At 36.2% G+C, this 19,057-nt stretch carries 17 protein-coding genes; 14 read left to right on the forward strand and 3 right to left on the reverse strand.

Annotated features, from left to right (window positions below; translation table 11 throughout):
* Position 1: 1 nt before the first annotated feature.
* Both pta and gldA read right to left on the reverse strand, forming a co-directional pair.
* Positions 2 to 2,092, reverse strand: a complete 2,091-nt coding sequence (pta, locus tag WJN01_RS06155) for a phosphate acetyltransferase (protein WP_445196252.1) — start codon at positions 2,090 to 2,092, stop codon at positions 2 to 4.
* A 146-nt stretch (positions 2,093 to 2,238) separates the two neighbouring features.
* On the reverse strand, positions 2,239 to 3,135 hold the full coding sequence (gene gldA, locus WJN01_RS06160) for a gliding motility-associated ABC transporter ATP-binding subunit GldA (RefSeq protein ID WP_445196253.1): 897 nt from the start codon (positions 3,133 to 3,135) through the stop codon (positions 2,239 to 2,241).
* Positions 3,136 to 3,470: 335 nt separating this feature from the next.
* Here gldA and WJN01_RS06165 point away from each other — a divergent pair, with 335 nt between their 5' ends.
* From WJN01_RS06165 to WJN01_RS06180, 4 genes are read left to right on the forward strand one after another with little or no spacing between them, the layout of a single operon-like run.
* Complete coding sequence (locus WJN01_RS06165) at positions 3,471 to 4,298, forward strand: prephenate dehydratase (RefSeq protein ID WP_445196254.1); 828 nt, start codon at positions 3,471 to 3,473, stop codon at positions 4,296 to 4,298.
* Positions 4,295 to 5,440 (forward strand): pyridoxal phosphate-dependent aminotransferase, encoded by a 1,146-nt coding sequence (locus tag WJN01_RS06170; RefSeq protein ID WP_445196255.1) that lies wholly within the window; start codon positions 4,295 to 4,297, stop codon positions 5,438 to 5,440. Before WJN01_RS06165 ends, WJN01_RS06170 begins: the two co-directional genes overlap by 4 nt.
* 2 nt (positions 5,441 to 5,442) lie before the next feature.
* Positions 5,443 to 6,294 (forward strand): prephenate dehydrogenase, encoded by an 852-nt coding sequence (locus WJN01_RS06175; RefSeq protein WP_445196256.1) that lies wholly within the window; start codon positions 5,443 to 5,445, stop codon positions 6,292 to 6,294.
* A 10-nt stretch (positions 6,295 to 6,304) separates the two neighbouring features.
* Entirely contained in the window at positions 6,305 to 7,387 is a 1,083-nt protein-coding gene (locus WJN01_RS06180; protein ID WP_445196257.1) for a chorismate mutase, read from the forward strand.
* Positions 7,388 to 7,441: 54 nt separating this feature from the next.
* Here WJN01_RS06180 and WJN01_RS06185 read toward each other — a convergent pair whose 3' ends face one another.
* On the reverse strand, positions 7,442 to 7,894 hold the full coding sequence (locus tag WJN01_RS06185) for a hypothetical protein (RefSeq protein ID WP_370478623.1): 453 nt from the start codon (positions 7,892 to 7,894) through the stop codon (positions 7,442 to 7,444).
* 86 nt (positions 7,895 to 7,980) lie between these two features.
* Between WJN01_RS06185 and rsgA the strand changes: the two genes are divergently transcribed.
* The 10 genes from rsgA to WJN01_RS06235 all read left to right on the forward strand — a co-directional run bounded on the left by rsgA (position 7,981) and on the right by WJN01_RS06235 (position 19,057).
* Positions 7,981 to 8,931: a ribosome small subunit-dependent GTPase A gene (gene rsgA / locus WJN01_RS06190; RefSeq protein ID WP_445196258.1), complete on the forward strand. Its 951-nt coding sequence runs from the start codon at positions 7,981 to 7,983 to the stop codon at positions 8,929 to 8,931.
* A 54-nt stretch (positions 8,932 to 8,985) separates the two neighbouring features.
* The gene (gene dtd, locus WJN01_RS06195) at positions 8,986 to 9,438 is read left to right on the forward strand and encodes a D-aminoacyl-tRNA deacylase (RefSeq protein ID WP_445196259.1); all 453 of its coding nucleotides are present in this window, start codon (positions 8,986 to 8,988) and stop codon (positions 9,436 to 9,438) included.
* Positions 9,438 to 9,956 carry a metal-dependent hydrolase gene (locus WJN01_RS06200; RefSeq protein WP_445196260.1) on the forward strand — a complete coding sequence of 173 codons (519 nt, stop codon included), beginning with the start codon at positions 9,438 to 9,440 and terminating at the stop codon, positions 9,954 to 9,956. Before dtd ends, WJN01_RS06200 begins: the two co-directional genes overlap by 1 nt.
* Before the next feature lie 84 nt (positions 9,957 to 10,040).
* A complete protein-coding gene (locus WJN01_RS06205) occupies positions 10,041 to 11,954 on the forward strand; it encodes a DUF3858 domain-containing protein (protein ID WP_445196261.1) in 1,914 nt (637 codons plus the stop codon).
* Between the two features lie 11 nt (positions 11,955 to 11,965).
* Positions 11,966 to 13,993 (forward strand): DUF3858 domain-containing protein, encoded by a 2,028-nt coding sequence (locus WJN01_RS06210; RefSeq protein ID WP_445196262.1) that lies wholly within the window; start codon positions 11,966 to 11,968, stop codon positions 13,991 to 13,993.
* Positions 13,993 to 14,319, forward strand: a complete 327-nt coding sequence (locus WJN01_RS06215; protein ID WP_445196263.1) for a nucleotide pyrophosphohydrolase — start codon at positions 13,993 to 13,995, stop codon at positions 14,317 to 14,319. Before WJN01_RS06210 ends, WJN01_RS06215 begins: the two co-directional genes overlap by 1 nt.
* 87 nt (positions 14,320 to 14,406) lie before the next feature.
* Positions 14,407 to 15,633: a 3-phosphoshikimate 1-carboxyvinyltransferase gene (locus WJN01_RS06220; RefSeq protein ID WP_445196264.1), complete on the forward strand. Its 1,227-nt coding sequence runs from the start codon at positions 14,407 to 14,409 to the stop codon at positions 15,631 to 15,633.
* A gap of 79 nt (positions 15,634 to 15,712) precedes the next feature.
* A complete protein-coding gene (gene queA, locus WJN01_RS06225; RefSeq protein ID WP_445196265.1) occupies positions 15,713 to 16,762 on the forward strand; it encodes a tRNA preQ1(34) S-adenosylmethionine ribosyltransferase-isomerase QueA in 1,050 nt (349 codons plus the stop codon).
* A 218-nt stretch (positions 16,763 to 16,980) separates the two neighbouring features.
* Positions 16,981 to 18,021, forward strand: a complete 1,041-nt coding sequence (gene rlmN / locus WJN01_RS06230; protein WP_445196266.1) for a dual-specificity RNA methyltransferase RlmN — start codon at positions 16,981 to 16,983, stop codon at positions 18,019 to 18,021.
* 58 nt (positions 18,022 to 18,079) lie between these two features.
* A complete protein-coding gene (locus WJN01_RS06235; RefSeq protein ID WP_445196267.1) occupies positions 18,080 to 19,057 on the forward strand; it encodes a polyprenyl synthetase family protein in 978 nt (325 codons plus the stop codon).

A 19,057-nucleotide genomic window follows, 5' to 3' on the forward strand; every position in this document is an offset into this window, starting at 1 on the left:
ATTAAAGTTCTTGAGCTTGAATAGCGGTTATAATTACGGTGCTATAAATATCGTCCGCGGTGCAGCCACGGCTTAAATCGTTTACGGGTTTGTTCAGTCCTTGAAGCATAGGGCCAATGGCTAAGGCACCCGTTTCACGTTGTACAGCTTTGTAGGTATTGTTTCCTGTATTTAGGTCTGGGAAAATCAATACACTTGCTTGTCCGGCAACCTCAGAATCTGGAAGTTTGCTTTTTCCAATTCGCTTATCAACGGCAGCATCATATTGGATAGGCCCTTCAATTTTTAAATCTGGAGCCATGGTTTTTGCAATTTCTGTTGCTTTTCTAACCTTGTCTACATCCTCGCCTTTTCCTGAAGCGCCTGAAGAATATGATAACATAGCTACTTTAGGTTCAACACCAAAGTTTTTAGCTGTTTGCGCTGATGAAATGGCGATTTCTGCCAATTGTTCTGCATTTGGGTTCGGGTTTATAGCGCAGTCGCCAAAAATAGAAACGCGGTCTTCTAAGCACATGAAAAATACCGAAGACACAATATTTACACCAGGTTTAGTTTTAATAAATTGTAACGCTGGTCGTAAGGTGTGTGCGGTGGTATGCAGAGCACCAGAAACCATACCATCGGCATGGCCCTTGTAAATCATCATGGTTGCAAAGTAAGATACATCTGCCATAGCATCTCGAGCCATATCCAAATTCACGTTTTTGTGTTTTCGAAGCTCGTAAAAAGTATTCACATAGTCTTCAAAATAAGGTGACTTGGTTGGGAAAACAATATTTACTTCATCAAGATTTAAAGGAATATCAAATTTGGATATTTGCTCTTTAATTTTTTCTTCCTCACCAATTAACGTTAAATCAACCACATGGGCATCAATTAATCGGGCTGCCGCTCTTAAAACTCTTTCGTCATAACCTTCGGGCAATACAATATGCTTTTTGTTTTTTAAGGCACGTTGCAACAGGTTGTATTGAAACATTCTTGGTGTGAATATTTCTGATTTAAAAGTGATTAAGTCGTTCGCTAATTTCTCTGTATTAACATGTTTTTCAAATGTGGCTATAGAGGTAGTAATCTTTTCTGTGTTTTCAGCATAAATTTTAGACTTTATTTTGCCGATGTCATTAGTCACAGAAAATGTTCCGCCTTTCACACTTATAATAGGCACAATATTAGATAAACCTTCAATCAACTTCAATATAGGGTCTTCTGGAATGAGTCCACCAGTTAAAACAATGCCCGATACTTTTGGGTAATTTTTTGAAATATGGGCTTGAAGGGCTCCTAAAATAATATCTGCCCTGTCTCCCGGTGTAATGACCAAAGCATTTTCCTTAAGATGTGTTAAGTAATTACGGAGTTGCATAGCACCCACACTAAAATTTTCAGTTTGGTTATTAATCAAGTCTTTTCCAAAAAGAATATTGGCATCAAGTGCTTTTACGATTTCTTTAAATGTGGGATTTGCCAAACTTTTGATTTTTGGAATGACAGTAACATCTGTACCATCCTGTATCCGCGATTTTAATAAAGGTTTTAATGCAGAAATATCTTCAGGATTAATCTTATTGGTCATGATGGAAAGTACATCTACCTCACCTTTGTACGTATCGTGTGCCAATTGAACATTGTCAACAACTTCTGCAAGTTCTTTACCGTCGCCTTGGGTAACTATAATAACAGGAAGTCCTAAGTTTTTTGAAATAAGGATGTTTATATCCAATTCTAAACTTGAGTTTTCATGCGAAAAATCGGTTCCTTCCACCAGAACAATATCAAAGCGCTCCTCTAGGTATTTATATTTCTTTATTATATGGTCTATAACATCCCCAGACTTACCTTTGTTGTAGAGGTCTAAAACTTCATTTCTTGTGAAAGCAAATGTTTTTTTATAATTAATATCGATTTCAAAATGGGTAACAACCGTATTTATGTGGTTGTCCATCTCTCCATCTGCGGTGTCTTCAATTATGGGTCTAAAATAACCCACTTTGGCAGTTTTACCCAAAAGCATACGCATTAAGCCAAGCACAACAATAGATTTTCCGCTATTTGGTTCTAGTGTGGCGACGTAAATTCCCTTACTCATTTTTAATTTTATTTTGCTACAAAGGTAATCGATTACAGGTTAATTGTAAAGCGAAAGCCTTTCTTGGTTTTTAAATATTTTGGGCAAAATTACTGTCATATATCTGTTATAAAGATGACAATTGTCATCTTTAAAAAAATTAGATTTTAAATAGATGTTAAATCTCTAAAAAGTGATTCTAAACTTGCATTTTTTTGATTGAGTTGAAGTATTTTCAACTTATTGTCATGCGCAAAATCAAAGACATAGGAGCGCATGTCTTCAGAGGTTTTAAAAGTTATTTCATAAACAAAGCCAAAAGTGTTAACAACACTTTTGGCTTTAGGCAATTTCAACAAAAAGGCATCTTCAACACGATAATCGAACTCAACCACCACCACTTGTTCTTTTTCATCCCTAAGGTCTTTTAATTTTTTGTCTGCAACAATTTCACCCTTGTTGATGATGATAACACGGTCGCACATGGCTTCAACTTCTTGCATAATGTGGGTTGATAGAAAAACAGTTTTGGTCTTGCCAATATTTTTTATCAGATTTCTGATGTCTATTAATTGGTTGGGGTCTAAACCCGTTGTTGGCTCATCCAAAATTAAAACCTCAGGGTCGTGCAAAAGGGCATTGGCCAAGCCAACACGCTGTCTGTAACCTTTAGAAAGTTGACTTATTTTTTTGTGGGCCTCAGGTGTTAAGCCCGTAAGTTCAATTACCTCATCAATTCGGTGTTTATTTATATTGTAAATATTTGCGTTGAACGACAGATATTCTTTAATGTACATGTCTAAATAAAGTGGATTGTGTTCTGGCAAATAGCCAACGCTTTGCTGTACTTCTTTGTTACTGATGGTTACGTCAAATCCATTTACCTTGGCATTGCCGTTATCAGCATTTAAATAGGTGGTTAAAATTTTCATCATTGTGGACTTTCCGGCACCATTGGGTCCTAAAAAGCCAACAATTTCAGGCTTTTCAACCTTAAAGGAAACATTGTTTAGCGCTTTTTGTTTTCCGTAAAGCTTTGAAACACTTGTTACTTCTATGGACATATTTAAAATACTTTCTTCAAAAATAATGATTATCTAATGTAAAGTTGGATTTACTTGAAAATCTTTAAAACTTTTAAAAAAAGTGAAAAAAAGATTTTATTGTGTTTTTATTTCTTAAAATAATATTTACTTTAGCGCCGTAATTATGACAACGACAGTTTATTATACATATTTTAACAACTATTTCTTTTTTAGCGGAAGAAACGAGGCGTTGTATGTATAATTTATAAACATAAATTAAAAGTATGGGTCTCGATGAAAATCGGGACTTTTTTTTGTCAACAAGTGGTTGAAGTCAATTGAAAAAGGGATTTAAAGAAAACTAAAGTAAAACTTTGATTAAAACAGTAGCCATACAAGGTATTAAGGGGTCTTTTCATCATATTGTGTCGCAGCAATTTTTTGAAAAACCGGTTGATTGTATCGATTGCCTAACATTTGATAGAGTGGTTGAAGCCTTAATTACAAAAGAGAGTGATGCGGCTGTAATGGCTTTAGAAAATTCTATTGCAGGTTCTATAATTCCAAATTATGCTTTAATTGATAAATATGGTTTGCACATTGTAGGCGAGCATTATTTAGATATTCAGCATAATTTAATGGCATGGCCAAACCAAACCATTGATGATATAAAAGAAGTCTATTCACACCCTATGGCACTTTTGCAGTGTAAGGAGTTTTTTAGGGACTTTCCGCATATAAAATTGGTTGAAGATAAAGATACTGCTGAGGTTGCAGAGCGTATCCATCTAAAAAAGCTAAAAGGTATTGGAGCCATTGCCAGTGCTACAGCTGCTGAAATTTTTGAACTGGATATTTTGGCGCACAGCATACAAACCATCAAACATAACGAAACCCGATTTGTTATCGTAAAACGGGTAAATTCTGAGGTGCCTGAAGACCAAATAAACAAAGCTTCGGTGAAATTTGAAGCGAACCACAAACGTGGTAGTTTGGCGGCTATTTTGAACGTAATGAGTGATTGCAAGTTGAATTTAACCAAAATTCAATCTTTGCCAATTATTGAAAAACCTTGGAAATATGCTTTTTTTGTTGATGTTACTTTTGAAGAATACAGCGATTTTAAAAAAGCCAAATCGTTGATTGATATTATGGCCGATGGCTTTAAGGTTTTAGGGGAATATAAAAATGCAAAGCTATGATTCAAGTAGCAAACAGATTAAATACCGTTGAAGAATACTACTTCTCAAAAAAATTGAGAGAAGTTAATTCGATGATTGCCGATGGCAAGCCTGTTATCAATTTAGGTATTGGTAGCCCTGATTTGCAACCACCACAAAAAGTAGTAGAAGCTATTTCGGCCAGCTTTCAAAACCCAAATGCGCATAAGTACCAAAGTTATCAGGGTTTACCGGAGCTTAGGGAAGCTATGGCCAAGTTTTATAAAGCGCATTTTTCTGTGAGTTTAAGTCCTGCAACAGAAATATTGCCACTAATGGGAAGCAAGGAAGGCATCATGCACATTTCGATGGCTTACCTTAATGAAGGTGATGAGGTTTTAATACCCAATCCAGGGTATCCAACATACCAATCGGTGACTAAATTGGTGGGCGCAAAAGGTATTTTATACGAATTGGATGAAGCCAATAATTGGATGCCAAATTTCGACGAACTTGAAAAATTGGATTTAAGCAAAGTCAAGCTTATGTGGGTAAATTATCCACATATGCCAACAGGCGCGAAACCCACAAAATATGTTTTTGAGGAACTTGTGGCCTTTGGCAAAAAACACAACATTTTAATTGTTAACGATAACCCGTATAGTTTCATTTTAAACAATGAACCAAAAAGTATTTTAAATGTTGAAGGCGCAAAAGAGGTGTGTTTGGAGCTTAATTCTTTGAGTAAAACCTTCAATATGGCAGGTTGGCGTGTGGGTATGGTTGTTGGAGACAGCACCCATATCAGCAATATTTTAAAAGTAAAAAGTAATATGGACTCGGGTATGTTTTTCGGCATTCAAAAAGGTGCCGTTGAAGCCTTAAATTGCTCCACCATGTGGTTTGCAACCTTAAACAATGTGTACCAAGAACGCCGCCAATTGGTTTGGCAGTTGGCTGATGCTTTAAACTGTACCTACGATAAAAATGCTTCTGGACTTTTTGTTTGGGCTAAATTGCCAGAATTCATTAAGTCTGAAGAGTTTATAGATTTAGTATTGCAGGAGAACCATATTTTTATCACACCAGGGACCATTTTTGGCAGTAAAGGTGAGGGTTATATCAGGTTTTCGTTATGTGCATCAACCGAGGCTTTAGAGGAAGCCATTGAACGAGTAAAGTAAAGATGAAAAATATATATGCAATAGGAGTTGGATTGATTGGCGGTAGCTTGGCTATCGATATCAAGAATAATAACCCTGAGGTTGTAATTCATGGTATTAGTAGAAAGGAAACCACCCTTGATGAAGCTTTGGCGCTCAATTTAATTGACAAAAAGGCTACCTTGGATGATATTGCCCATGCCGATTTGGTTATTGTTTCCATTCCAGTTGATGCCACTGTAAAGCTATTGCCCACTATTTTGGATAAAATACCAGACACGGCATTGGTTGTTGATGCAGGTTCTACAAAACTGGATATTTGTAAAGCTGTTGAAAACCATCCAAAACGAAGAAACTTTTTGGCCATGCACCCTATAGCAGGTACAGAACATTCTGGGCCAAGTGCTGCCATGAGCGGTTTGTTTGTAGGTAAAACCAATATTGTTTGTGAGGTGGAGAAAACAACCTTTAAACTTCAAGAAAAAGCATTGAAATTGTTTGCCGATATAGGCATGCGCATTCGCTATATGAATCCGGAAGCGCACGATAAGCATATTGCATACGTATCTCATTTATCGCATATAAGTTCGTTCATGTTGGGCAAAACGGTTATTGAAAAGGAAAAAAATGAGCGCGACATTTTTGATATGGCTGGCAGTGGATTTGCCTCAACCGTCCGTTTGGCAAAAAGTTCGCCCGAAATGTGGACGCCCATTTTTAAACAAAACAAAAGCAACGTTATTGAAACGCTTGAAGAATACATTTCAAACCTCACGCATTTTAAAGACATGATGAAACGAGATGATTTTGAAGGCATTTTCAATGAGATGAAAGATACCAATTACATAAAAGATATTTTAAAAGGAATTAGTTAAGAGTAAAATTATGGAAAACAAAAAAGAAATGAGAGCATGGTTGGATGATTTAAATTTAGATCACCCGTTAGTTGTTGCAGGACCATGTAGTGCGGAAACCGAAGATCAAGTTTTAAAAATAGCCCACGAGCTAAAGGACACTGATGTAAATTACTTTAGAGCAGGTATTTGGAAACCAAGAACACGCCCGGGAATGTTTGAGGGCGTTGGAGCTTTAGGTTTAAAATGGTTGCAAAAAGTAAAGGCAGAAACAGGTATGAAAGTATGTACCGAAGTTGCCAATGCGGCCCATGTAAAATTGGCTTTAGAACATGATATTGATATGTTGTGGATTGGGGCGCGTTCTACCGTAAGCCCTTTCATCATGCAAGAAATAGCAGATGCACTTGAAGGAACAGAAAAACCTGTTTTGATTAAAAATCCAGTAAACCCAGACCTTTCTTTATGGTTGGGTGGTATTGAAAGAATTTATGCTTCAGGTGTGAAAAATATTGGTGCCATCCACAGAGGATTTTCAACATATGAAAAGACTAAATATAGAAACAACCCAGAATGGCAATTGGCTATTGAGTTTCAAAATAAATTTCCAGATATACCTTTAATTAACGATCCTTCCCACATTACTGGTAAAAGGGATATGATTTTTGATGTGTCGCAAACTGCTTTAGATTTGAACTTCGACGGCTTGATGATTGAGACCCATTACGATCCAGATAATGCGTGGAGTGATGCCGCACAACAAGTAACTCCAAAAACCTTGGTGCAAATTATGAAAGATTTGAAAATTAGAAAAGAAACCGATTCTGAAGCAGCTTATAATAAGGCACTTGGTACCTTAAGGGCTCAGATTGATGTGGTTGATAATCAAATTATTGATTTACTGGGTAAACGTATGAAGGCTGCTGATGGTATTGGGGAACTTAAAAAGCAAAAAAACGTGGCTGTTTTGCAATCAAAACGTTGGAACGAGATTTTAGGGAAAATGGTTTTAGAGGGTGAACAACACGGATTGAGTGAAGAGTTTATTTTAAAAATGTTCAAAGCTATTCACCAAGAATCTATTAATCATCAAGAAAAGATTATTAATGGTTAACATCATAAAAAAGCCCTGCAATTGCGGGGCTTTTTTATTTTAATTAATTGTAGGTTATTGCTTATTTCTTTTAAAAATGAAACGTGTAATGAATATACCTTGACCGTCACCTTTTCCGGCCTCACTTTCAACGGCACTGGTAACAAAGGCTAGTTCCCATCCTTCTTCAATCATGGTATTGATTTTTGATTCTATTAAAGCATCGTTAGCAGCAATGTTTTGAAAACGAATACCGCCAAGGTTGTAAAAGTTGAGTAATTTAGTTTCATCAAAATCTTTAACCCTTATCTCGCTTCTGTCTGATTTATTTCTGGTATTATCATCCTCAGTTTGGGTGGTGGTAAATTCTTTGTAATCTTTTTTCTCATTGGCGCTAATCAGTCTTGAACGTCCAAGTCCATTAGGAACAATCGATTCTACACTGGTTACAACCTTATATTCCACCTGTGCATTGGTTTCAATAAAGGCAAATAAAGTAATGCTTAATACAATTAAAATTTTTTTCATGTTGTTGACTTTTTTTAAGATTAAGCACCTAAGATAAACTTTTTCTTATACTGAAATGTTGTTAATTTGCATTATTATTGTTTTAAATGACAGGACGCGTTTATAAATCTACAGGAAGTTGGTACACAGTAAAAACCGATTTGGGGCATACTTATGAATGCCGTATAAAAGGGAGGTTTAGAATTAAAGGTATAAAAAGTACAAACCCGATAGCCGTTGGTGATGTGGTTGATTTTGAAATTGAAACCGACAATAACCAAGAGTCTGGCATCATATATAACATTCACGATCGTGCCAATTACATTGTCCGTAAATCAGTAAACCTTTCTAAGCAAACACATATAATTGCTGCGAATTTAGATCAGGTTTTTTTGATGATTACCATAAATAATCCACCAACACTAACCAGTTTTATTGACCGGTTTTTGGTAACAGCCGAAGCATATTCCGTTAAAACCATTCTCCTGTTCAATAAAATAGATGCGTATGATGAGGATACCTTAAATGAGGTTCGCTATTTGGCACATGTATACCGTAAAATTGGGTATGAATGTATTGGGGTTTCGGCCAAATCGGGAAAAAACGTAGATAAGGTTAAGGCGTTAATGCATGATAAGGTGAGTATGTTTTCTGGTCATTCCGGCGTTGGAAAATCAACTTTGGTAAATGCCATTGAACCCGATTTAAATTTAAAGACAAAGGAAATTTCATCACTTCATATGCAAGGGCAACATACAACTACCTTCGCTGAAATGTTCGATTTAAGTTTTGGGGCTAAAATAATCGACACGCCGGGAATAAAAGGTTTTGGCATTGTAGACATGGATAAGGAAGAGGTTGGTGACTATTTTCCCGAGTTTTTTGCATTAAAGCAAGATTGTAAGTTCAACAATTGTCTGCATGTTAATGAGCCAAAATGCGGTGTAAAACAGGCCTTGGAGGATGGCGAAGTTGAATATTCAAGATACCGAAGTTACTTGCAAATTTTAGAAGGTGAGGATGAAAATTATAGAACAGATAATTGGGAAAGTCCTTAATCTGTTTGAGGCAACAGTATTCAATTAAAAGAAGTTCCCTCGAAATTTAAGAAAATGAAAGTAGTCGTTCAAAGAGTTTCAAAAGCAAGCGTAACAATTGATGGTTCAAAAGTGGCTTCCATTGAAAAGGGACTTTTGATTTTGTTGGGTATTGTTGATGATGATACTCAAGAAGATATCAAATGGCTATCAAATAAAATAGCAAATCTGCGTGTTTTTGGTGATGATAATGGGGTAATGAACAACTCCATAAACGATGTTGATGCCGATGCCATCGTGGTAAGCCAATTTACATTACATGCATCAACCAAAAAAGGAAATAGACCAAGTTACATTAAAGCTGCCAAACCAGATGTTGCCATTCCTTTGTATAAACGTTTTGTAGAACAACTTGAGGCCGATTTAAACAAGAAAGTACAAACTGGGGAATTTGGCGCCGACATGAAAGTGGAGTTGCTCAATGATGGTCCAGTTACTATAATAATTGACTCGAAAAACAAGGAATAATGGCGTCGATTTTTGGACATGGTGCCGTTGGCTTTACACTTACAAAAGTACTGGATTCAAAAAATACTAAGTGGTTGCTCATTGCTGCTATTATTTCAACTATCCTTCCAGATATTGATGTTTTGGCTTTTAAGTTAGGTGTGCCTTATGAACACCCATTTGGGCATCGTGGGTTTACACATTCCATCCTTTTTGCAATTTTATGGGCACTGTTATTAATGTTTACTGTTGGACGAAAGTATAAGTCCATTTGGTTTTTGGTCATTTTTTTATCGACTTTATCGCATGGAATTTTGGATGCCATGACTTCAGGCGGTCGGGGTGTTGGTTTTTTTATTCCATTTAGCAACGAGCGTTACTTTTTTCCCTTTAGGGAAATCAAGGTTTCACCGTTAGGGGTAAGCCGATTTTTTTCCAGTTGGGGGATAAAAGTGCTTTTTAGCGAAATTAAATATATTTTATTCCCTTGTTTTCTTATATTTCTCGTAAGATTTTTTTACTTTAAAATGAAGAAATAAGGTGTAGGTTACAAACATGACAAATCTCATCTTTGTAAAAGTATTTCTTATTTACCTTTATTTTTTTAGCTCTAAAGCCAACTTATGCAAGCAAAATACCTACTTAAGTTTTTACTTCTTTTTGTTCTTCTTAAAGGATTTTCCCAAAACAATTATTATTCGAGTTTAACCATTCCAGCAAAACTGGATGAATATGCAAACGCGGTTGTAAGATCTTATGATACGGAAATCAGTTTAACATCTACCGATGAAATGCTTGTTAAAAGAAAACGTATAGTTACCGTTTTAAATAAAAAGGGAAATAGCAATGTTGATGCCTACGTGCATTATGATAATAATATAAAAATAATAACACTCGAGGCCTTGGTTTATAATCAGTATGGTGCGCTTATTAAAAAAATTAAAAAGAAGGATTTTAAGGATGAAAGTGCTGTTGACGGTGGTACACTGTATTCTGATTCTAGGGTTAAATATTTAGAATATACTCCAATTTCGTACCCATACACTATTGAATTTGTCTGTGAAACATCAACAGAAAATACTGCCTTTATTCCGTCATTCAATCCTTTAACAGATTCATATGTTGGAGTTGAAAGCAGCTCATACAGCATTAGTTTTCCAGAGTCTATAACTATAAGAAAAAAGGAAAAGAATTTGGAAGGTTGCGACATACAAAAGGAAGAAGCCCAAGGACAAATTAAGTACAGGGTTAAAAACCTTGAGGCATTTAAACCTGAAGATTATAGCCCGCCAGTTTTTGATATTGCCCCAAAAGTATTATTTGCATCGCAGCAATTTACTTTAGAAGGTGTTGCAGCTGAAGTCATGGATTGGAACAGTTTTGGACATTGGATGTACCGCGATTTGATTGCGAACACTTATGATTTGCCCGAAAGCACAATAAATTCAGTGAAGGATTTAGTAAAGAATGAATCAAATGATATCGATAAGGCCAAGAAAATTTATCAGTATGTTCAGGATAAAGTTAGGTATATAAGTGTTCAGGTCGGTATTGGTGGATGGAAGCCTTTTAATGCCTCTGAAGTTGACAGGTTAGGTTATGGTGACTGCAAGGCTTTAACTAATTATACACGTGCCCTATTAATGGCGGTAGGCGTAGAGTCTAACTATACGGTGGTTTATGCAGGAAGTTCTCAAAGAAGTTTGGAGAGTGACTTTGCTGCAATGCAAGGAAACCATGTTATTCTAAATATACCGAGCCCAGAAGAAAATATCTGGTTGGAGTGCACCAGTCAAAAGCTACCATTTGGTTTTATTGGAGATTTTACGGACGATAGAGATGTTTTGGTTATAACCCCAGAGGGAGGTAAAATTGAGCACACCAAAAAATATTCTACAGAAGAGAATACACAACATATTAAAGGGGAGTATATCATTTCAAGTGATGGATTCATTGATGCAAAAGCTAATATTATTTCAAAAGGTATTCAATATGATGATAAGTATTGGTTGGAAACTCAGGCAGAGCGCGATTTAGATTTACATTATAAAAAGAGATGGAAGTACATTAATACGGTAACAATTGATAAAATGACCCTAAAAAATGATAAAACAAACATTGCCTTTAAGGAAAGTATAGATTTTCACGCTTCAAATTATACAAAAAAGGCCGGGAATAGAATGTTACTAACAGTAAATGCATTGAATAGGAACACACATGTGCCAGATCGGTATAAGACCAGAAAATATCCATTAAAAATCAAAAGGGGTTTTATTTATGAGGACGACGTAAAGATTACATTGCCTTTAGATTATGAAGTAGAATCTTTGCCCAAGAACATTTTGGTCGAAAATAAATTTGGTATCTATAAAGCTGAATTCATCAAACAAAATGACAGTACGGTGGTTTACAAAAGAAAATGGGTTGTTAATGACGGAGAATTTCCTAAAGAAGACTATGAAGACTTCAGGTCTTTTTTCAAAGATGTATCTCGGTATGATAATTCAAAAATTGCACTAATAAAAACCCAACTATAAAAATACCTCATATGAAAATTAGAATTTTATTGCTATCGCTCTCTGTTTCGTTTATTTCAAATGGTCAAAACTACAAATTTGGTAAGGTTTCAAAGGAAGAACTAATGGAAAAGATTAGCCCGTTAGATTCTTCTGCCTCAGCAGCCTATTTGTACAAATACCGCAGAACACATATTGAGTACAGGCAGGGTCAAGGATTTTATATAGAAACAGATGTACATCAGCGAATAAAAATATATACTAAAGAGGGTTTTGGTTATGCAACAAAAAGCATCAATTTACATGTAAGCAATAATGAAAATGAAGAGGTTGTTGGATTAAAGGCCTATACCTACAATTTAGATGATGACAAAATTGTTGAAACCAAGTTGGAAAAGGACGGGGTATTTGAAACACAAGAGTCCAAATATAGAAATCAACAAAAGTTTACCATGCCCAATTTGAAGGAGGGAAGTGTTATTGAGTTTAAATATACGATTAACTCACCATTTTATTGGAATGTAGAAAACTTTGAATTTCAACATGCCATACCGGTAAAGGAGCTTTATGCTGTGTTTGAAACACCAGAATATTTCAATTTTAAGATAAATCCAAAGGGATTTCTTAGGGTAACTCCAAGACAGGAAAGAGGCTCGGGTAAAATTCTTTTCAGTGATAAAGTGAGAGGTGGAGGCGGTATGAGCGGTGCAGGTCTAAGTGGACCCACAATAACAACCTACACCAATACATCTGTGGATTTTGTAAAGTATTCAACATATTATACTTTTAAGGACGTACCTGCATTAAAAGATGAGCCTTTTGTAAATAACATCGATAATTATCGTTCTGCTGTTAAATATGAATTATCGTATACAAGCTTTCCTCAGTCACCTTTCAAATATTATTCAACCACTTGGGAAGATGTAGTTAAAACCATTTATGATAGTTCTGCCTTTGGGAACGAATTGGAAAAAACAGGATATTTTGAAGATGAGGTTGATGCGCTTGTAGCATCCGTTTCAAATCCTATGGAAAAAGCGGCATTGATTTATCATTTTGTGAAATCGAAGGTAAAATGGAACAGGTATTATGGGAAATATACTGATGATGGAGTAAAGAAAGCCTATCAAACAAAAACTGGCAATGTAGCTGAAATAAACCTCATGCTAACAGCTATGTTGCGCTATGTTGGCTTAAATGCCAATCCTGTTTTAATAAGTACACGAAATAATGGAATACCGTTGTTTCCAACATTAGATGGCTATAATTATGTTATTGCAGCCATTGAATCCCCAGAAGGTGTAATTTTATTAGATGCCACAAATGAGTATGGAACACCCAATGTATTGCCTTTAAGAACCTTAAATTGGGAAGGAAGAATTGTTAGAGAAGATAAGTCTTCATCAACGATCAATTTATACCCCAAACAAAAATCGCAGGATAAATTGACTATGATGGTCAATTTGACGAGTGTAGGCGGATTAGAAGGAAGTATAAGGTCTATAAAGACCAATCATCACGCTATGACATATAGAAAAAGATACCTTGAAACCGACCATGATCAGTACCTTGAGGATCTTGAAAATAAGTATGGTGGTATGGAGATTGAAGAATTTTCGGTTAAAAATGAAAATGATTTGTCAAAACCAGTTATGGAGTCCTACAAATTTTCAATTGAAAGTCAGGCAGACGTCATAGACGACAAAATATATTTTTCACCACTATTCTTTTTAAGGTCAAAAGAGAACCCCTTTAAGTTAGAAAAGCGAGAATTTCCTATTGATTTTAGTTATCCGTCCAGCATTAAATACATGGTAATTGTGAATTTGCCTGAGGGATACAAAGTAGAATCGATCCCCGAGCCCGCTGCTATGGTATTGCCTGAAAACTTAGGGGGCTTTAAATATAATTTGGAGGCTAGAGGGACTAATATTCAAATTATAGTAGATACTGAAATTAATGAAGCCATTATATCCCCTATTTATTATGATGCTTTAAAAGCTTATTTTAGCAAACTCGTAGAAAAAGAATCAGAACAAATAGTTTTAACAAAAGTATAATGGACATAAAAAACGCTCAAAAAATAGTTGATGATTGGATTAAAGACCACGGTGTTCGCTATTTTAATGAACTCACCAATATGGCACAATTAACCGAAGAGGTCGGTGAGGTTGCGCGAATTATTGCTCGCAGATATGGTGAGCAGAGCGAAAAGGAAAGCGATAAAAACAAAGACCTTGGTGAAGAATTGGCAGATGTGCTTTTTGTCGTTTTGTGTTTGGCCAACCAAACCAATGTAAATTTGCAGGAAGCTTTTGATAAGAGAATGGACAAGAAAGCAAAACGAGACCACGATAGGCACCACAATAACGAAAAATTAAAATAAATTATAAGTATCTTTGGGCGCTTCTTTTTAAGAAGCGCTTTTTTTGTGCTCGACGGTGTTGGGTATCAAACATTTTAATTTTTTACAATGAATTTTACGCTTCATAAATCGCAAATCACTAGTCGTCAATCTGAAATCACAATAACGGGTTCAAAAAGTGAATCGAACAGGTTATTGCTGTTGCAGGCACTCTATCCAGAATTTAAACTTGAAAATGTTTCAAATTCAGACGATAGCGAATTAATGACCAAGGCTTTGGCATCTTCTGAGAAAGTGGTTGATATCCATCATGCGGGTACAGCCATGCGTTTTTTAACGGCATATTTTTCTATTCAAGAGGGAAGGGAAACCATACTTACCGGTTCAAAACGGATGAAAGAACGCCCTATCAAAATTTTAGTTGATGCATTAACCGATCTTGGCGTAGATATTAGTTACGAAGAAAATGAAGGCTTTCCACCAATAAGAATTCAGGGAAAAAAATTGACCAAACATAAAGTCTCGCTAAAGGCAAATGTGAGCAGTCAATATATTTCGGCTTTATTATTGATTGCTTCAAGACTTGAAAATGGATTGGAACTGACCCTTGAAGGTGAAATCACTTCAGTGCCCTATATAAAAATGACCTTAAGTTTATTGGATGAAATTGGTGTTGAAAATCATTTTCAAAATAATAAAATAACTGTAAAACCATCCACTGGAAACCTTCAACCAAAAACATTGACAGTGGAATCCGATTGGTCGTCAGCATCATATTACTTTAGCATTGTGGCATTATGCCCTGCAGGAACAGAAATAACATTATCTTCCTACAAAGAAAACTCGTTGCAGGGAGATTCTTGTTTGGTTGATATTTATAAACATTTTGGCGTTTCAACGGTATTTAAGGGAAATTCAGTAACCTTAAAAAAGGTGAATAAAAATCTCGAACCTTTAACTTTAGACTTGAAAAATGCGCCTGATATTGCCCAAACCATTGCTGTGACCTGTTTCGCCTTAGGAATAAAATGTGATTTAACGGGTCTTCACACCCTAAAAATTAAGGAAACGGACAGATTGGTTGCTTTAAAAACCGAAATTAAAAAGTTAGGTGGTCAAGTTGAAATTACCGATAAATCATTACACCTTTCGGCCTCAACAAATATCAAGGAAATGGTTTCAATAACTACTTATAACGATCACAGAATGGCCATGGCATTCGCACCTTTGGCATTAAAAACCAACATTATCATAGAAGACGCCATGGTGGTTTCAAAATCCTATCCAACGTTTTGGGATGATCTAAAATCCATCGGATTTCAATTAACCAAATAATAATCACCCATTTACTTGACAACCCCTGTTTTGAGATTGTATATTTGCAACTTTGCAAAAATTAAATAAAAATAAATAGATGAAATTATCACACTTCGGATTCGATTTACCGAACGAATTATTAGCAGAATATCCAGCGGAAAACAGAGATGAATCTCGTTTAATGGTATTGGACAGAAAAAAACAAACCATTGAACATAAAATGTTTAAAGATTTAATTGACTACTTTAATGAAGACGATGTTCTAATCTTAAACAACACCAAGGTTTTTCCTGCTAGATTGTACGGTAACAAAGAAAAAACAGGTGCAAGAATAGAGGTGTTTTTGTTGAGGGAGCTCAATCAAGAGCAACGTCTCTGGGATGTTTTGGTAGATCCTGCCCGTAAAATAAGAATTGGCAATAAGTTATATTTTGGTGATGACGACACTTTGGTTGCTGAGGTCATTGATAATACTACCTCGCGCGGACGTACCTTACGTTTTTTATATGATGGTTCGTACCGTGAGTTCCGTTTAAAATTAAATGAACTTGGTGAAACACCGCTTCCTAAATATATTAAAAGAAATGTTGAACCAGAGGATGAGGACCGCTACCAAACCATTTTCGCAAAGCACGAAGGGGCAGTAGCCGCGCCAACAGCCGGACTGCACTTTTCAAAACATCTTTTGAAGCGTTTGGAGATTAAAGGCGTCAACTTTGCAGAGGTGACCTTACATGTTGGTCTAGGTACGTTTAATCCAGTTGAGGTTGAAGATTTGTCTAAGCATAAAATGGATAGCGAAGAGCTAAAAATTGATGCAAAGGCGGTAGAAATAGTTAACAAAGGAATCAAAAACAAGAAACGTGTTTGTGCCGTGGGTACAACAGCTATGCGTGCCATTGAAAGCGCAGTATCTTCAAACGGAATGCTAAATGAAGTTGATGGTTGGACCAATAAATTTATCTTCCCTCCGTACGATTTCAGCATTGCTAATTGCATGATTACCAATTTCCACACGCCAAAATCCACGCTTTTAATGATGGTGTCTGCTTTTGCAGGTCACGATTTTATAAAACGTGCCTACGAAGAGGCTATCAAAGAAAAGTATAAGTTTTACAGTTATGGCGATGCCATGCTGATTTTGTAAAAAATTTAAGGCCTTGTTAGTTCAAGGCTTTTTTCTTGGGCGTTACCCTGCGGGTCGGGCTTTACGCGCTACACTGTAGCCTGCTTCAATCACTAACGCGGGCTTTGAGTTACCACATTCAAATTGGGATGGTCTAAGTAAGCATCAGAGTTTGAATGAATCATAATTCGTAATCAAAAATCGTAAATCGTAAATCGATTCATTATTTTTGCACATCTATGGAAACCAACAAAAAAGACATAAGGGCACTTACCAAAGAACAGTTACGTGATTTTTTTGTAAAGCAAGGCGATAAAGCATTTCGCGGCAATCAAGTTTACGAGTGGCTGTGGCAAAAATCTGCTCACACTTTTGAGGATATGACCAATATTTCAAAAGAAACACGCCAAATGTTGGAGGACAATTTTGTAATCAATCATATTAAGGTTGATACCATGCAGCGTAGCCATGACGGTACCATAAAAAATGCAGTGCGCTTGCACGACGATTTAATTGTGGAATCTGTTTTAATACCTACTCCTACCAGAACAACGGCGTGTGTATCGAGTCAGGTTGGCTGTAGTTTAGATTGTAAGTTCTGTGCCACAGCGCGTTTAAAGCGTATGCGCAATTTAAATCCTGATGAAATATACGATCAAGTTGTTGCCATAGATAATGAAAGTAGACTGTATCACAATAGGCCGTTAAGCAATATTGTGTTCATGGGCATGGGCGAACCGCTTATGAATTATAATAATGTTATTAAAGCCATTGACAAAATTACCTCACCCGAAGGTTTGGGTATGTCGCCAAAGCGTATTGTAGTCTCTACTTCAGGTGTACCAAAAATGATAAAAAAAATGGCTGATGATGAGGTTAAATTTAAGTTGGCCGTTTCACTTCATTCGGCTATTGATGAGGTGCGCACTTCCATTATGCCGTTCAATGCGACCTTTCCTTTAAGTGACTTACGTGAAGCTTTACAATATTGGTATGCCAAAACCAAAAACAGAATAACCTATGAATATGTTGTTTGGGATGGCATAAACGACAAAAGAAAAGACGTAGACGCCTTGGTGGAATTCTGTAAATTCGCCCCTAGCAAAGTCAATCTTATTGAATACAACCCCATTGATGATGGTGAGTTTCAACAGGCCAATTCCAAAGCATTGGATATGTACATAAGTGTTCTTGAGGCGAACAATATTACGGTTACTGTGCGTCGAAGCCGGGGCAAGGACATTGATGCTGCATGCGGGCAATTGGCCAACAAAAGTTGATTAGATTTTTATTTCTAAAGATGATGGTTTCATCTGAAATATTATCTTTGGGTTTCCAATGAAAATAGTAGAGCAAATAAAACAGCCCATAGCCTTTGAGATGGATCTTTTTGAGCAAAAGTTCCAACTTTCAATGTCCAGCAAAGTGGCTTTGCTCAATAGAATTACCCATTACATAGTAAACCGAAAGGGCAAGCAAATGCGGCCTATGTTTGTGTTTTTGGTGGCCAAAATGGTGTCCAATGGTGAGGTTAGTGAGCGTACTTACCGCGGTGCTTCAGTTATTGAGTTGATACACACGGCTACTTTGGTACATGATGATGTGGTTGACGATAGTAACAGGCGCAGAGGTTTCTTTTCGGTAAATGCCCTTTGGAAAAATAAAATTGCGGTTTTAATTGGTGATTATTTGTTGTCCAAAGGCTTGTTGTTGTCCATTGATAATAATGATTTCGACTTGCTTAAAATTATATCAATTGCCGTTCGGGAAATGAGTGAGGGCGAATTGCTGCAAATTGAAAAAGCCAGGAAACTTGATATCACAGAAGGTGTTTATTATGAAATCATCCGTCAGAAAACCGCAACATTAATAGCCGCTTGCTGCAGTTTGGGTGCTGCCTCGGTAAAGCCAGATTCAAACCATGTAGAGACTATGCGTAAGTTTGGAGAGCTTATAGGTATGGCTTTTCAAATTAAGGATGATTTATTTGACTATGGTGATACACAAATAGGAAAACCAACGGGTATAGACATCAAAGAGCAAAAAATGACTTTGCCCTTAATCTATGTACTCAACCAAGTATCAAAAAAGGAGAAAAGTTGGCTAATTAACTCCATTAAAAATCACAACAAAGATTCAAAACGGGTAAAAGAAGTAATTGCATTTGTTAAAAATAATGGCGGTTTGGAATATGCCATTGCCAAGATGAAGCAATTTCAAGAAGAGGCACTAAAAATTTTGGAAAGTTACCCAGATTCAGCACACAAGAATTCACTAAAACTTATGGTGAATTATGTTATTGATAGGAAAAAGTAA

It is taken from the genome of Tamlana sedimenti, assembly GCF_038148895.1.
Classification (GTDB): Bacteria; Bacteroidota; Bacteroidia; order Flavobacteriales; family Flavobacteriaceae; genus Tamlana.